Below are 15,371 nucleotides of genomic sequence, written 5' to 3' on the forward strand. Positions count from 1 at the left end.
TTGACCTTCTGCAATCATTATCGTGAACACAGCAACTGTGTGCGGTCCGGTCTCGCCACGAAGGAGGAATGATTGAAAGAAGGGCTCCCGATGACCAGCAACGCCGACCATACGGAGGGTGATCCGTTCTACCATGGTACCCGGGCGGATTTGAAACCCGGGGATCTGCTGAGCGTCGGCCACCCTTCCAATTTCAGAGGTAAACCACTGTCATGGATCTATTTCACCCAGACACTGGAAGCCGCCATCTGGGGAGCAGAGCTTGCAACGGGTGACGGTCGTCAAAGGATTTACATCGTAAAGCCGACAGGGTTTTTTATGGATGACCCTAACCTGACCGATAAAAAATTTCCCGGCAATCCGACGAAATCCTACCGCTCCCGTGATCCGTTGCTCATCCTGGGGGAGCTCGCTGAATGGCAGGGTCATACACCGGAACAATTGAAGGCAATGCACGATGGGCTTGCTCGCCTGAGGGCGGAGGGCCGGGATATGATTGAGGATTGAGCGTCCTTGGCGGGTCAATTCCGGCGCGGTGGATGCGACCGCACGGACTTTCGCGCTTTGCGCGTTCATGTAGCATAGGAGGTCTGGGGCGCAAGGGGCAGACCCGATGGCTGGACGTGGCCGGGGCACGAAGGAAGGCGAAGGCGGCGAGGCAAGCGTCAGCGAACGCTCGCTGTTTGCCGATAGTCCCTATGCCGAGCCGCTGCCCCTCGCGCTGCCTGAGCCGCATCCCGGCATAGCGCCCGCGCTGCCCGGTGACGCGTTGCCGGCGCAAGTCACAGCGCCCGGATCTATCGCCCGACTGCGCAGACGGCTTCGCCGCCCGTCATGGCCCGCGCTCCGCCGCAGCCTTGCCGTGGCTGCCGACACGGAGCTCGACCGGGGCGTCGCCTTCCTGCTGGTCCCGGTTTTCCTGGCAGCCGGCGTCATCGTCTACTTCTCGCTGGCCGGCGAGCCGGGCTTTGCGCAGCCAATCGCCATTGTGGTGCTGGCGACATGTTGCGCTGTCGCCACGCGATCGCGGCCGAGGACGCATCTGTTCTGCATGGCCGCGATGCTGTGCGCGCTCGGCGTCGTCGCCGCCAAGGTCGAGACCTGGCGCGCCGGAACGCAGATGCTCGGCTCCGAGATTCAGACACGGCTGACCGGCCGCGTCGTCAGTCTCGAACAGATGGAAAGCGGCCGCATCAGGCTGACGCTCGACGTGGTTTCGACCGCTTACCCCGAGCTGCGCTACGCCCCGGAGCGGGTCAGGCTCTCGGCGCGGACCGTTCCCGCCGATATGACCGCCGGCTCCCTGATCACCGGCTATGCCAGGCTGTTGCCGCCGACCGGTCCGGTGCGGCCGGAGAGCTACGATTTCTCCTTCGACAGCTATTTCACCGGTATCGGCGGCAGCGGCTTCTTTCTCGGCAATCCGAAAACCATTGCTACGCAGGGACCGCCGCCGCTGACCGCACGGCTCTCCTCGGCAATCGAGAACGCGCGCGAAAACATTGCCGACCATATCAGGGGCAAGATCGGCGGCGCCGAAGGCGAGATTGCCGCGGCGCTGATTGTCGGCGTGCGCGCCGGCATCCCGGACGAGGTCAACGACGAGGTCAACGAAGCGATGCGGCGCACCGGCATCTACCACATCATCTCCATCTCCGGCCTGCACATGGCGCTGGTTGCCGGCACCATCATGGCGTTGCTGCGTGGCGCCTTTGCGCTGTTTCCCGTTTTCTCTTCGCGCCGGCCGGTGAAGAAATATGCGGCCGCGGCAGCGCTTGTCTCGATCGCCGCCTATCTCGTTATTTCAGGCGTCGTGGTTGCCGCCGAGCGCAGCTTCATCATGCTGGCGGTCATGCTTGTCGCCGTGCTGTTTGATCGCGCCGCACTCACCATGCGCAATCTGGCGATCTCCGCCATTGCCGTCATCCTGGTGTCGCCGCACGAGGTGGTCGGTCCCAGCTTCCAGATGTCGTTTGCCGCCACCGCCGCCCTTGTCGGCGCCTATGCCGGCTGGGCCGATTACCGCGCCGACAAGGTGAGAACGCCGCCGGCAAAGCGCTCCTTCGTCGGCTTCCTGTCGCGAAAATTCGCGCTGGCCATGGGCGGCCTCGCAATGACCTCGATCATCGCCGGCAGTGCAACCTTGCTGTTCGCCATCTGGCATTTTCAGCGTGTGTCGCCGCTCAGCCTGATCGCCAATCTGGCCGTGATGCCGATTGTTTCGTTGATCGTCATGCCCTTTGCCGTGCTCAGCGCACTGGCGATGCCGTTCGGCGCCGACGGGCCGTTCCTCTATGTGATGGGCAAAGGTCTGATGGCGATGATCGCTATATCGGCCTGGATTTCCGAGCGCTCGCCGGTCGACGCCGTCGGGCTGATCTCCATCCGCTCGGTGCTGTTGGTGGCGGTCGCCCTCGTCATCGCCACCATGGCCACCACCTGGCTCAGGTTGGCGGCCGTGCCTTTCGCGCTGGCCGGCCTGTTGACGGTGCCGCAGGTGCTTACGCCAGACGTGCTCATATCCGAGGATGCGCATCTGGTGGCCATGCCGATCGGTGGCGGCGAACTCGCCCTCAACCGCGAACGCTCCAACGAATTCACCACGGACAATTGGAAACGGGCGCTGCGGGCCGAAACCATTATCCCACCTGAGATTTTCGAGGCAACAGATACGCGGTTCGATCTCGATCCGCTCGATCTGCCGCCCGGCTCGCCCTTCTATTGCACCGGCGATCTCTGTATCGCCCGGCACCCTTCCGGAGCCATTGTAGCGCTTGCGAAAGACCGCAAGACGGCGCGGCCGGCCTGTGCCTTCGCGAGCCTGATCGTCATCGATGACGCCACCGCCTACAATCCGTGCCGCGACCCGCTGGTGCTGGTCGTGACGAAGAAACAGCTGGCCCGCGACGGCAGCGCCGCCGTCTTCTTCGATCCGCAATCGGCAGCTGCAGCGCCAACCATCCGCTTCGCCGTCGACAAGCCGTATCGCCCCTGGCACGAGCAACGCCGCTTCTCCCGCGAAGCGCGCGGCCTGCCGCCTTACAACCAGCGTGAAAAGTACAAACCCAAGCCGGCTCAGTAGCGCCGGATCAATCCGACAAGCTTGCCCTGCACCTTCACCCTGTCCGGTCCAAAAATGCGGGTCTCGTAGGCCGGGTTGGCGGCTTCCAGGGCGATCGAGGCGCCCTTGCGGCGGAAGCGTTTCAGGGTCGCTTCCTCATCGTCGACCAACGCCACCACGATCTCGCCGGGGCTGGCTGTGTCGGCATTGCGGATGATGACCGTGTCGCCATCGAAAATGCCGGCCTCGATCATCGAATCGCCCTTGACCTCGAGCGCGTAGTGTTCGCCGCCCATGATCATATCGGGCGGCACCGAGATCGAATGGGTCTGATGCTGGATGGCGTCGATCGGCACGCCGGCGGCGATGCGTCCCATAACCGGGATTGAAATCGCGGAAACGGCATCGTCATTGCCGGCCGACATCGAACGCGACGGCGAGCCCGGCTTGATCTGGCGGCCGAGACCGCCTTGGCCCAACGCGCCTTGTCCTTGGCCGCCTTGCCCTTGGCCGGTTTGACCAAGACTGCCCTGAATGATGCTCGGCGAAAACTTCCTCGCCGCATTGAGGCCTGGTGCGATCGAGTCGGGCAGCCGCAGCACTTCCAGCGCGCGCGCCCGGTTCGGCAGCCGGCGAATGAAACCGCGCTCCTCAAGCGCCGTGATCAGGCGGTGGATGCCGGACTTGGAGGCGAGGTCGAGCGCTTCCTTCATCTCGTCGAAGGACGGCGGGATTCCGCTCTCCTTCAGGCGTTCATGGATGAACATCAGAAGCTCATGTTGTTTGCGCGTCAGCATCGCGGCCCCCAAGGGTTCTGAAACCAGAATCAGAAAAAACAAACCCAGAACAAACACTATCTGTTCCAGTTGTGTTCCGCAACCTTTTAAAGTTTAATGAATGTGTTGACGTTTTGTTCAGCGTAACGTTCGGCGCTGCGAGCGCCGCCTGCGCCCAGTTGCCAGCAACGGGGTGAAACGAAGACAAAGTGCCCTGCGTCGTCGGCTACGATCGCCGCTTCCTTTTCGGACGGGGCTGCGCAGCATCCGCGCGGGGTTCTCTCTGGGCATAGACCCGCAGCGTGTAGCCGATGTGAGCGGTCATCAGAGTTTTCGCACGTTCGACGTCGCGATCGAGGGCCGCTTCCATCAGGGCGGTATGGTGTTCGATCGCCACGGCGTCGCGCAGGGCCGCCACGGCCTTCCGGTGTCCGTCCGTGCGGCCGGCGGCGGCGCGCAGCGTCGGGGCCAGACCCAGAAAGCGGTGATGGCGATGCAATTGGTCGGAAATCGTTGCATTGAAGCGCAGCAGCCAGCTGGATGTCGCGGCACTGAGCAGCGCCGCATGGAAGGCATCGTGTTTTTCGTACCACGCGTCGACCGCATCATCCGATGGATCGTCGAGAACAGACCCGCACCGTGAGAGACGATAGTGGGCGGCAACGACCGCGTCTTCCCACTCACGGTCGCCCTTCTCGATCGATTCCACCAGCAGGGGCAGTTCGACCACCAGCCGCGCACGCGCCAAATCCTCGAGCTCCGCCCGAGAGACGGGAGCGACCGCAAACCCGCGGTTGCTGATGGCGGTCACAAGCCGTTCCGCCTCCAGCCGCGACAGCGCCTCGCGCAACGGCGTCCAGCCGATGCCGTAGGTGTTGCGCAGCGTGCTCAGCTTCAACGGCGCGGCAGGCGCCAGCCGGGTCGCAAGAATATCGCGCCTGAGCAGGCGATAGGCCACTTCCGTCTTCGAGGTCTGCTCGTCATCCAGCATCGTGATCCATCAGACATAAACGCTCGGGCGGATCATTATATATCAAAGCCTTTCAGTGGGTGAATTATATATAATGTTTGACAGTTCAAGGGCGACCACTCAAGATCGCCGGCATGTTTGGGCGGCAGGCTCCGCCGCGCGCGTTTGTCCATGGAGGGGCGCCGGATCATGAGCACGACACCCGATCTCGCTACAATCGAAGCAATGGATGCCGCCGATCCGCTGCGCTCCATGCGTGAACGCTTTGTCTTGCCGCAAGGCGTGATTTATCTCGACGGCAATTCCCTGGGCGCCGCGTCAGCGGTCGTCTTCAGCGAACTGCAGCAGGCCGCCACGCAGGAATGGGCGCACGACCTCATTCGCGCCTGGAACACCGCCGGCTGGTTCAACATGCCGGTGGAACTCGGAGATCAGCTCGGGCGACTGATCGGCGCGGCTGATGGGCAGACGGTGGTCTGCGACACAACCTCGATCAACATCTACAAGCTGCTGCACGCAGCGCTCGGCATGCGGCCGGATCGGTCGGTCATCGTTGCCGAGGGCGACAGTTTCCCGACCGACCTCTACATGGCCGAAGGCGTCGCCTCGACCCGGCCGGGAACGCGGCTGCGGCTGGAGGGCGTCGACGCGGCCGCAATCGAGGAGCTGATCGACGACAGCGTTGCCGTCATCCTGGTCAACCACGTCAACTACAAATCCGGCCAGTTGCGCGACATGGCGGCGCTGACGCGCAAGGCACATGACGCCGGCGCGCTGATCATCTGGGATCTCTGCCACACGGCCGGCGCCTTGCCGGTCGAACTTGACCGTGCCAATGCCGATTTCGCCGTCGGCTGCACCTACAAATACCTCAATGGCGGCCCGGGCTCGCCGGCCTTCATCTACGCGGCCGAGCGCCACCATGGTGATATCAGCCAGCCGCTCAGCGGCTGGTGGGGCCATGCGCGGCCCTTTGCCTTCGAGCAGGGCTTTGCCGTCGGCAGCGGCATCCGCCGCTTCCTGTGCGGAACGCAGCCGGTGCTGTCGATGCGGGCGCTCAAGGGCGCGCTCGATATCTGGAACGACGTCGACATGGCGGCGGTGCGCAGAAAAAGCATCGCGCTGACCAACCTGTTTATCCAGCTCGTCGAAGCCAGATGCGGCGCCTACCGGCTTGAACTGGAAAGTCCTCGCGACGGCAGCCAGCGCGGCAGCCAGGTGTCGTTCCTCCACCCGCATGGCTATCAGGTGATGCGGGCGCTGATCGAGCGCGGCGTGATCGGCGATTTCCGGGCGCCGTCGACCATCCGTTTCGGCTTCACGCCGCTCTATGTCGGATATGGCGATGTCTGGCAGGCGGTCGAAGTCCTGGAGGATATTCTGCGCACCGGCGCCTGGCAGGACGCCCGCTTCGCGGTGAAGACCGCGGTTACGTGAGAAACCAGAGCAATTTCAGGAAAAGTGTGAAGCGGTTTTCCGTCCGAAATTGCGTCAATCAAAGAGCTAGAGCATTTCGCCGTTTCCGTTAAACGGTGAAATGCTCTAGAGCCGGGTGCGGACCGTCCAGAGCTCCGGAAACAGCACGACCTCCAGCATCTTCTTCAGATAGGAGGCGCCTGAGGTGCCGCCGGTGCCGCGCTTCAAGCCGATGATGCGCTCGACCGTTGTGACGTGGTTGAAGCGCCAGCGGCGGAAGTAATCCTCGAAGTCGACCAGCTTCTCGGCCAGTTCGTAGAGCATCCAGTAGCGCTGCGGGTCGCGGTAGACGGTTTGCCAGGCAGCCAGCACGTCTTCGTTCTCACCGCGCGTCTCGCGCCAGTCCGTGCGCCCGGCATCGGCGCCGATGTCGAAGCCATTGCGCGCCAAAAGCAGAAGCGCCTCGTCGTAGAGCGACGGCGTGGCCAGGATCGCTTCCAGCCTGTCCGTAAGGTCGCGCCGGTGCTTGTGCGGCCCGAGCATGGCTAGGTTGCGGTTGCCGGCCATGAACTCGATGGCGCGGTACTGCCAGGACTGGAAGCCCGAGGATTGGCCGAGCGCGTCGCGAAACTCGGTGTATTCGCTGGGCGTCATCGTGCGCAGCACGTCCCAGGCATTGTTGAGCTGCTCGAAGATGCGCGCGACACGCGACAGCATCTTGAAGCTCGGTTCGAGGCGGTCGGCGCGGATCGAGAGGATCGCGGCGCCGATCTCGTGGAGGGCCAGTTTCATCCACAATTCGGATGTCTGATGCTGGATGATGAACAGCATCTCGTCATGGGCAGAAGACAGCGGCGCCTGCGTATCGAGCACCTTGTCCAGCTGCAGATAGTCGCTGTAGGACATCCGCTCCTTGAACGACATCTGCGCGCCATCGGACGCCGGATCGTGCGGCTTAATCAATTGATCTTCTCCGCGCGCAACCGGAAGCGCTGGATCTTGCCGGTCTGGGTTTTGGGCAAGGCGTCGATGAACTTCACCGAACGCGGATATTTGTAGGGCGCGATCGTTGCCTTGACGTGGTCCTGCAGGCGTTTGACGGTCAATGCGTCCGGCGAAACACCTTGCACAAGCACGATATGCGCCTCGACGATCTGGCCGCGTTCACCGTCCTCGGCGCCGGTCACCGCGCATTCGGCGACGTCGGGATGCGAGAGCAGCGCCGCTTCGACCTCGGGGCCGGCGATGTTGTAGCCGGCGCTGACGATCATGTCGTCGGAACGCGCGGCGAAGTGGAAGAAGCCATCCTCGTCCTGCGTGAACGTATCGCCGGTGAGATTCCAGCCGTCGCGGACATAGTCCTTTTGCCTGGCATCGGCCATGTAGCGGCAGCCGGTCGGGCCGCGCACCGCCAGCCGGCCAGCAGAGCCGCGCGGCAACTCCCGCATCTCGTCATCGACGATGCGTGCCAGATAGCCGCCGACTGGTTTGCCGGTGGAGGCCGGCTTCATGTCGTCGAAGCGGTTGGAGATGAAGATATGCAGCATCTCGGTGGCGCCGATCCCATCGAGGATCGGCTTGCCGGTCTTCTCAGTCCATTCCTCGAAGACAGGCGCCGGCAGCGTCTCGCCCGCCGAAACCGCGACGCGCAGCGAGGACAGGTCAGCGCCTTGATCCATGGCCTTGAGCATGGCCCGATAGGCGGTTGGAGCGGTGAAGGAAATGGTCGCTTTGTAGGTCTCGATGATGTGGATCATGTTGGGTGGCGTCGCCTGTTCCAGCAACGTCGCCGCGGCGCCGAAACGCAGCGGGAAGATGGCGAGCCCGCCAAGACCGAAGGTAAAGGCAAGGGGCGGGGAGCCGACGAAGATGTCGTCGGGCGTCACCTCCAGGATTTCGCGGGCATAGGCGTCGGCGACGATCAGCAGGTCGCGGTGGAAATGCATCGTCGCCTTCGGCACGCCGGTGGTGCCGGAGGTGAAGCCGAGCAGGGCGACATCGTCGCGGCCGGTGTTGACGGCAGTGAAGGTGACCGGCTTGTCGAGGGCGGCGCGGTCGAGTTCCGCGTCATGGTTGGCCGTGCCGTCGAAGCCAATGACCTGCTTGAGATACGCACTGCCCTTGGCGCAGGCGGTCATCTCGTCCATCAGCCTTGTATCGCAAAGCGCAACCGTGATTTCCGCCTTGTCGACGATCTTGGCGAGTTCGCCGGCGCGCAGCATCGGCATGGTGTTGACGACCACCGCGCCAACCTTGGTGGCGGCCAGCCAACAGGCGACCATGGCCGGGTTGTTGGCCGAGCGGATCAGCACCCGGTTGCCCGGCTTGACGCCATAATTCTCGACCAGGGCATGGGCGAGCCTGTTGGTCCAGTCGGACAGTTCCTTGTAGGTGCGGCGGCGGCCATTGCCGATCAGCGCGGTGTGGTCGCCGAACCCTTTTTCGACCAGCCTGTCGGTCAATTCGACGCCGGCATTTATGTGGTCGGGATAGTCGAAGCCGTCGAGCAAAAACTCCGGCCATTGCTCCGGCGGCGGCAGGTTGTCGCGCGTGAATGTGTCGATATGCGCTGATGGCCCAAGCATTTTCGGCTGCCCCTGTCTGCCTCGCGCCCATGGCTGAACAAGGCGCAGGATCGCACCAGTCGAAATTTGTTTCAAGCCTAAAATGTTTTTAGGTCGCAGGATTGACGCCGCCCTGTTCGGCGGCCATTCCTGTCGACTGAACTGAAGCCATCCGGGAGGGATGCAGATGCTCCAACATCGTGTTGCCGATTGGGACAATGCCTACGCCAACGGCGACAACATTGCCGGCAGCAATCGCTGGCCGGCCGCGTGGGACACACCGGCACAGGCTTTTCGCGACACAATGTCGGCGTCCGGTCGGGCCAAGCTCGACATCGCCTATGGCGACAGCCCGCGCAACAGGCTCGATCTGTTCCTTCCCGATGTCATGCCCAAAGGGCTCGTCGTCTTCATCCATGGCGGTTACTGGAAGGCGTTCGACAACAAGCCATGGTCGCATCTGGCCAACGGCGCGGTTGCCAATGGCTTTGCCGTGGCAATGCCGACTTACACGCTTTGTCCCGACATACGCATTTCCGGCATCGTCAGGGAAATCGCGGCGGCGATCGGCAAGGCGGCGACGATGGTCGGCGGGCCGGTGATGCTGACCGGGCATTCCGCCGGCGGCCATCTCGCCTCCAGGATGGTGACGACAACGACACCCCTGGCCGCCGATGTGGCGGGCCGCGTGCGCAATGTCGTCTCGATCTCCGGCGTCCATGACCTGCGGCCAATCATGCGCACCGGGATGAATGGGACACTGGCCATCGATGAAGCGGAAGCACTGGCCGAAAGCCCGGCGCTGCTGCGCCCGATGGATGGCGCACGCATCACCTGCTGGGCCGGCGGCGGTGAGCGGGCGGAGTTCCTGCGCCAGAATGCGCTGCTTGCCAACATCTGGATCGGCCTCGGCGCCACGACCAGCACAGTGGTCGAGCCGGACCGGCATCATTTCAGCATCGTCGACGGGCTTGCCGATCCGACACATCCGCTGACGCGGACATTGCTGGCGGAGTAACAACCAGTCTTGTCTCTTGGAATTAACGGTTTGGATCCGCGACCTTCAGCGCAACATCAGAACGCTGCAAGCGGCGCCTGCTTCTGCCGCCGGAGCGAAGGGCTCGCGCACGATCAGGCCGTTGGCGTCGGCCAGCATTCTCAGCATCGAGGAATCCTGGATGCCGAATGGTGTCGCCACCAATGCGCCGGCTTCTTCCCGGACCACGGCGCGCACATAGTCTTGCCTTAGATCATTGGCCGGCATCGCGGCGCCAAGCTGAGCCTGGCGGATGTCCTGCCGGTGGGGACGGCCGCCGAGCTGCGCCAACAGCGGCTTCAGGAACAATTGCGAGCAGACCAGGCTCGCCACCGGATTGCCGGGCAGGCCGATGCACCTGATATCGCCCAGCCGCCCGAACATCAGCGGCTTGCCCGGGCGCATGGCGAGCTTCCAGAAGTCGAGGTTCATGCCTTCGCCGGTCAGCACGTCATGAACGAGATCATGGTCGCCGACCGAGGCGCCGCCGAGCGTGACGATGACGTCGGCTTTCGCATCGACCGCCTTTGTCACCAGCGCCGCGATCGCTTCCTTGCGATCGGCCGCTATACCGAGATCGAGGGCGCGGGCGCCGACCGACTGCGCCACAGCAGCGACGCCATAGGCGTTGGACGAGATGATCTGGTCGGGGCCAGGTTCGCTGCCCGGTGGCAGCAATTCGTCGCCGGTGGCGATGATGGCGACCAGCGGCCGTTGCACCACGTTCAACCGGGGATGATTGGCCGACGCCGCCAGCGACAATGCAGCCGGATCGAGCACGCGGCCTTTCTCCAGCAGCACGTCGCCTTGGGCAAAATCCAGTCCAAGGCGGCGGATGTTGCGGTTCTTCGCCGTCGGTTCGGTGACCTCGATCCGGCCACCGCCGAGATCGCGAACATTTTCCTGGATGACGATGGTGTCTGCGCCTTCAGGCAGCGGCGCGCCGGTGAAGATGCGCACGGCTTCCGCCTTGCCGACAGCGCCGTCAAAGCCGCGCCCTGCAGGCGCCGTGCCGATCACCGAAAGCCTCGCCGGGAGGGTCGCCACATCCTGCGCCCGTGCGGCATAGCCGTCCATGGCAGATGCATTGAAAGGCGGCTGGGTACGCAGCGCCACGACCGGCTCCGCCAGCACCCGGCCGGCCGCATCCGCCAGCGCGACGCTTTCACCGGGCAACGCCACAGCGCCGTCGAGTAGGCGTTGAAGCGCCTCGGCGACTGGAACCAGCGCCATTTACGAACCCGCCTTGTAGTCGCCGGACTTGCCGCCGGTCTTTTCCACCAGCTTTATACCGGAAATCACCATGGCGCGGTCGACCGCCTTGGCCATGTCGTAAATGGTCAGGCATGCGACAGATGCCGCGGTCAGCGCCTCCATCTCGACCCCGGTCTTGCCGGTGACGCGGGCGAGCGCGGTGACCCTGAGGCCGGGCAGCGTGGTGTCCGGTTCGATGTCGACCGACACCTTGGTCAAAAGCAGCGGATGGCAGAGTGGGATCAGCTCATGCGTTTTCTTGGCAGCCATGATGCCGGCAATGCGCGCGGTACCCAGCACATCGCCCTTCTTGGCGTCGCCGTCGAGGATCATCTTCAGGGTTTCGGCCCGCATCGAGACAAAGCCCTCGGCGACCGCCGTGCGCGTCGTCTCCGCCTTCTCGCCGACATCGACCATGTTGGCCTCGCCCTTGGCGCCGAGATGGGTGAGGGCGGCTGCCATCCTCAGATGGCCTCTGCCTTCGCCTTGCCTGTCAAAAGCAGCCGCGTTGCCGCAGCGACATCCTCTTGCCGCATCAGGCTCTCGCCGACGAGGAAGGTGCTGATGCCGGTCTTTTGCATCCTGAAGCAATCGTCGTGGGTGAAAATTCCGCTCTCGCTAACCAGCAATCGGCCGCCCGGCACCATCGATGCCAGCCGTTCCGAGGTCTCGAGGCTGGTCTCGAATGTTCTGAGATTGCGGTTGTTGATGCCGATCAGCTGCGACGAGAGTTTTACCGCGCGCTGCGTCTCGGCCTCGTCATGCACCTCGATCAGCGCGTCCATGCCGAGTTCGAACGCGGTCGCTTCCAATTCGCTCGCCAAGGCATCATCGACGCTGGCCATGATGATCAGGATGGCATCGGCGCCCCATGCGCGAGCCTCGTAGACCTGGTAAGGGTCGAACAGGAAATCCTTGCGCAGCGCGGGCAGGGACACTGCCTTCCGTGCATTGGTGAGAAATTCCGGCGCGCCCTGGAAGGATGGCGCATCGGTCAGCACCGAAAGACAGGCGGCACCGCCTTTCTCATAGGCCTGCGCCAGTGCGGGCGGGTCGAAATCGGCACGGATCAAGCCTTTGGATGGGCTTGCCTTTTTGATCTCGGCGATCAGGCCGAAGCTGCCCGATCTGCGCTTCGCCTCAAGCGCCCTCCGAAAGCCACGCGGTGCGTCGGCATCCTTGGCTCGCGCCTTGATCTCGGCCAACGGTATCCGCGCCTTCGCCGCCGCGATCTCGTCGCGCTTGTAGGCCTCGATCTTGCGCAGAATGTCAGCCACGGCTCATCCGTTCGAAATCTCGACCAGCCTGTCGAGCACGCCCAGCGCCCGGCCGCTGTCGATGGCCTGTGTGGCCGCGGCCATGCCGTCGGCAAGCGTCGTCGCCTTGCCGGCTACCACCATGCCGGCGCCGGCATTCATCAGCACCGTATCGCGATAGGCGCCGGCAGAACCGCCCAGCATGTCGCGCAACGCCTTGGCGTTGTAGGCGGCATCGCCGCCGCGCAGCTCGTCCTTGCTGTGGCGCTGCAGGCCGACCGCTTCCGGCGTTAGCGTGAAATGGCGGATCTCGCCGCCGGCCAGTTCCGCCACCTGCGTTTCGCCGGTGGTGGTGATTTCGTCATAGCCGTCACCATGGACGACCCAGGCATGCTCGGTGCCCAGCGCCTTCAATGTCTCGGCCACCGGCACGATCCATTCCGGCAGGAACACGCCGACCATCTGCCTGCTGACGCCAGCCGGATTGGACAGCGGTCCGAGCAGGTTGAAGATGGTACGCGTGCCGAGCTCGACGCGGGTCGGGCCGACATGCTTCATCGCAGGGTGGTGCGCCGGCGCGAACATGAAGCCGACGCCGGCCTCCTGGATGCAGCGGCCGATCACCTCTGGCAGGATATCGATCTTGACGCCGAGCGCGACCAGCACATCGGCAGCGCCCGTCAGCGACGACAGGCCGCGATTGCCGTGCTTGGCGACCGGCACGCCGCAGCCGGCAATGACGAAGGCCGAAGCGGTCGAGATGTTGACTGAATGCGAATTGTCGCCGCCCGTGCCGACAATGTCGATGGCGCCCTCAGGAGCTTCGACGCGCAGCATCTTGGCACGCATGGTGGCGACGGCGCCGGAAATCTCGCTCACGGTCTCCCCGCGCACGCGCAACGCCATCAGGAAGCCGCCGATCTGGCCCGGCGTCGCGTCGCCAGACATGATGATGTCGAAAGCTTCGCGCGCTTCCTCGAAGGTAAGCCCGGTTCCCGTGGCGACCTTGGCGATATGGGTCTTCAGGGCGCTCATTGGGCCAAGACGTTCATTGGGCTAAGGCCATTCATTGGGCGAGGGCTTGGGAAACGGCGGCCTGGTCGACGCTGACGGCGTACTGCGTCTGCAACTGCGCCACCAGCTGGTCGAGCAGATCGTCGGACATGCCTTGCGTGAAGGATTTTTGCGCATCGTCGGGTACCGAGCTGGCGTCGGCTCCGGCCGGCTCGAACACTTCGGCGACCTTGAACAGGATCTGGCCGTCGCCGGTGGGCGAGGGGATCAGCCCGGTGCCGCCTTCGCCGACCCCGAACATCGCAGCAGCACCCTCCTTGCCGAAATCGACATCGTCGGCCTCGCGCTTCACGCCGCGCTTGGTCTGCTTTTCAAGCTTCAGTTCGCCGGCGATGACGTCGAGTGTGGTGCCAGCCTTGAGGCGCTTGTCGAGTTCGTCTGCTTTCGCGGTCAGCCGCTTGGTCGTTTCCTCTGTCGTCCAGTCCGCCACCACGCGCTGGCGGACTTCGTCCAGCGTGCGGTCGCGAGCCGGCGTGATCGATGTCAGTTCATAGAACACGAAGCCGTTGTTAGGCGTGGTCAGGGCTTGATTCTCGGTGTTGGGCTCGGCCTCGAACACCGCCTTGATGAGGTCCGGCGATGCCGGCAGGTCCTTGATGATGGTGCCGTCCGGCTTGAGGCCGGTGCGGTCTATGGCCTCGACGGTAACGTCCTTGAGCTTGAGTTTGGCGGCGGCTTCGGCCAGCGTGCTGCCGGCGGCGCGGGTGTCTTCGTAGTTGTCGTGCACGTCGAGCAGGATGCGGCTTGCTTCGCCGAGCGCCAGATCCTTTCGGATCTGGTCTGACACTTCCGCCAGCGGCTTCACCGTTTCCGGTTTGATCTCGGTGACGCGCAAAAGCACCGGACCGAACGCGCCCTGGACGACCGGGCTGACTTCGTTGACGGCAAGCGCGAATGCGGCATCGGCGACCGCCTTGTCGGTGATCTTATCCTTGGAGAGCGTGCCGAGCAGCGTGTCGGCCGGGGTCTTGCCCTGCGCGGTGACGATCTTGTCGAAAGTGGCGCCCGTCTTCAGCGAATCGGATGCCGCCTTGGCGGCGTCCGCGGAAGGGAACACCAGCTGTTCGATGGTGCGCATTTCCGGCGTGGTGTAGCGGCCCTTGTTCTTGTTGTAGTCGTCGCTGACCTGCTGGTCCGTTACGGCGCTGACATCCATGATGTCTTCGGGCTCGAGCCGGACATAGGAGAATTTGCGGTATTCTGGCGCCGCGTAGGTTTTCTTGTTGGCCTCGAAATAAGCCTGAAGCACGCTGTCGGATGGCGCCTCGATGGGCTCCACCAACGCCTTTGGCAAGATCAGATAGTCGATGGTGCGGTCTTCGCCCCGATAGAGCGCAACTGCCTTGAAGAAGGTGTCCGGAGCCTTGAGGCCGTCCGAAACCGCTTCGACGATCTGCTGGCGCACCGCCACCTGAGCCCGGTTCTTCAGATAATCCTCCGGCCGCATTCCCAGTTCGCGCAGCCGGGATTCGAACAGCCGGCGGTCGAACTGGCCATTCGGGCCTTGGAAGGCGGGTTCCTGCCGCGTCAGTTCGGCCAGCCTGTCCTTGGAGAAGCCAAGCCCGAGCTTGCGCGCCTGTTCGTCAAGGACGGCGCCGGACACCAACTGAGCCAGCACCTGGTTGTCGATGCCATAGGCCTTGGCCTGGTCGCGGCTGATGCGCTGGCCGATCTGCTGCTGCAGCATGGCGATCTGGCGATCGTAGGCGAGGCGGTACTCGGTGATCGACACGGTGGTGCTGCCGGCGGTGATCACCGCATGATGGCCAGCCAGGAAGCCGCCCGTCATCCGCGTGGTGACGCCCCAGGCAAGGAAACTCAACACCAGCAGCGACAGCAGGGCTTTCGCGACCCAGGTCCCTGCCGCGCTTCTCAATATACCAAGCATTGTTACTTCCGATTTTTGCGCAGTTTTGCGTGCGCCCGAGTCTGAAACAAGCGCAATAGCGCCCTTCCGGCTCACT

General features: G+C 63.8%; 13 protein-coding genes. 4 read left to right on the forward strand and 9 right to left on the reverse strand.

The window, feature by feature from the left end; translation table 11 throughout:
• The first annotated feature begins 90 nt into the window (after positions 1-90).
• Both arr and NKI05_RS12465 read left to right on the forward strand, forming a co-directional pair.
• On the forward strand, positions 91-507 hold the full coding sequence (arr, locus tag NKI05_RS12460; protein ID WP_023671039.1) for an NAD(+)--rifampin ADP-ribosyltransferase: 417 nt from the start codon (positions 91-93) through the stop codon (positions 505-507).
• A gap of 106 nt (positions 508-613) precedes the next feature.
• Positions 614-3,082, forward strand: coding sequence for a ComEC/Rec2 family competence protein (locus NKI05_RS12465; RefSeq protein ID WP_352792398.1), 2,469 nt, complete (start codon positions 614-616; stop codon positions 3,080-3,082).
• On the opposite strand, the gene lexA is transcribed toward NKI05_RS12465, so the two are convergent.
• The gene (gene lexA, locus NKI05_RS12470; RefSeq protein ID WP_023671041.1) at positions 3,076-3,858 is read right to left on the reverse strand and encodes a transcriptional repressor LexA; all 783 of its coding nucleotides are present in this window, start codon (positions 3,856-3,858) and stop codon (positions 3,076-3,078) included. The two genes, NKI05_RS12465 and lexA, sit on opposite strands and share 7 nt — an antisense overlap.
• Positions 3,859-4,063: 205 nt before the next feature.
• Complete coding sequence (locus NKI05_RS12475) at positions 4,064-4,828, reverse strand: GntR family transcriptional regulator (RefSeq protein WP_023684704.1); 765 nt, start codon at positions 4,826-4,828, stop codon at positions 4,064-4,066.
• A gap of 168 nt (positions 4,829-4,996) precedes the next feature.
• On the opposite strand from NKI05_RS12475, the gene kynU reads away from it, so the two are divergent.
• Positions 4,997-6,244 (forward strand): kynureninase, encoded by a 1,248-nt coding sequence (kynU, locus tag NKI05_RS12480; protein ID WP_023754862.1) that lies wholly within the window; start codon positions 4,997-4,999, stop codon positions 6,242-6,244.
• A gap of 105 nt (positions 6,245-6,349) precedes the next feature.
• Here kynU and kynA read toward each other — a convergent pair whose 3' ends face one another.
• On the reverse strand, positions 6,350-7,186 hold the full coding sequence (gene kynA / locus NKI05_RS12485; RefSeq protein WP_031204220.1) for a tryptophan 2,3-dioxygenase: 837 nt from the start codon (positions 7,184-7,186) through the stop codon (positions 6,350-6,352).
• Complete coding sequence (locus tag NKI05_RS12490) at positions 7,183-8,808, reverse strand: AMP-binding protein (RefSeq protein ID WP_352792399.1); 1,626 nt, start codon at positions 8,806-8,808, stop codon at positions 7,183-7,185. The genes kynA and NKI05_RS12490 overlap by 4 nt, the downstream gene beginning before the upstream one ends.
• Before the next feature lie 166 nt (positions 8,809-8,974).
• Between NKI05_RS12490 and NKI05_RS12495 the strand changes: the two genes are divergently transcribed.
• Positions 8,975-9,805 (forward strand): hormone-sensitive lipase, encoded by an 831-nt coding sequence (locus tag NKI05_RS12495; RefSeq protein WP_023736581.1) that lies wholly within the window; start codon positions 8,975-8,977, stop codon positions 9,803-9,805.
• A 45-nt stretch (positions 9,806-9,850) separates the two neighbouring features.
• Here the strand turns inward: NKI05_RS12495 and NKI05_RS12500 are convergent, their stop codons facing one another.
• From NKI05_RS12500 to NKI05_RS12520, 5 genes are read right to left on the reverse strand one after another with little or no spacing between them, the layout of a single operon-like run.
• A complete protein-coding gene (locus tag NKI05_RS12500; RefSeq protein ID WP_352792400.1) occupies positions 9,851-11,056 on the reverse strand; it encodes a molybdopterin molybdotransferase MoeA in 1,206 nt (401 codons plus the stop codon).
• Complete coding sequence (gene moaC / locus NKI05_RS12505) at positions 11,057-11,539, reverse strand: cyclic pyranopterin monophosphate synthase MoaC (RefSeq protein ID WP_023684710.1); 483 nt, start codon at positions 11,537-11,539, stop codon at positions 11,057-11,059. It abuts the gene before it with no gap.
• Between the two features lie 2 nt (positions 11,540-11,541).
• Positions 11,542-12,354: an indole-3-glycerol phosphate synthase TrpC gene (gene trpC / locus NKI05_RS12510; RefSeq protein WP_023684711.1), complete on the reverse strand. Its 813-nt coding sequence runs from the start codon at positions 12,352-12,354 to the stop codon at positions 11,542-11,544.
• A 3-nt stretch (positions 12,355-12,357) separates the two neighbouring features.
• A complete protein-coding gene (gene trpD / locus NKI05_RS12515; RefSeq protein ID WP_023696567.1) occupies positions 12,358-13,368 on the reverse strand; it encodes an anthranilate phosphoribosyltransferase in 1,011 nt (336 codons plus the stop codon).
• A gap of 31 nt (positions 13,369-13,399) precedes the next feature.
• Positions 13,400-15,295, reverse strand: coding sequence for a peptidylprolyl isomerase (locus tag NKI05_RS12520; RefSeq protein WP_023688560.1), 1,896 nt, complete (start codon positions 15,293-15,295; stop codon positions 13,400-13,402).
• Positions 15,296-15,371: the final 76 nt, after the last annotated feature.

The organism is Mesorhizobium sp. M0771 (genome assembly GCF_040320155.1).
Lineage (GTDB): Bacteria > Pseudomonadota > Alphaproteobacteria > Rhizobiales > Rhizobiaceae > Mesorhizobium.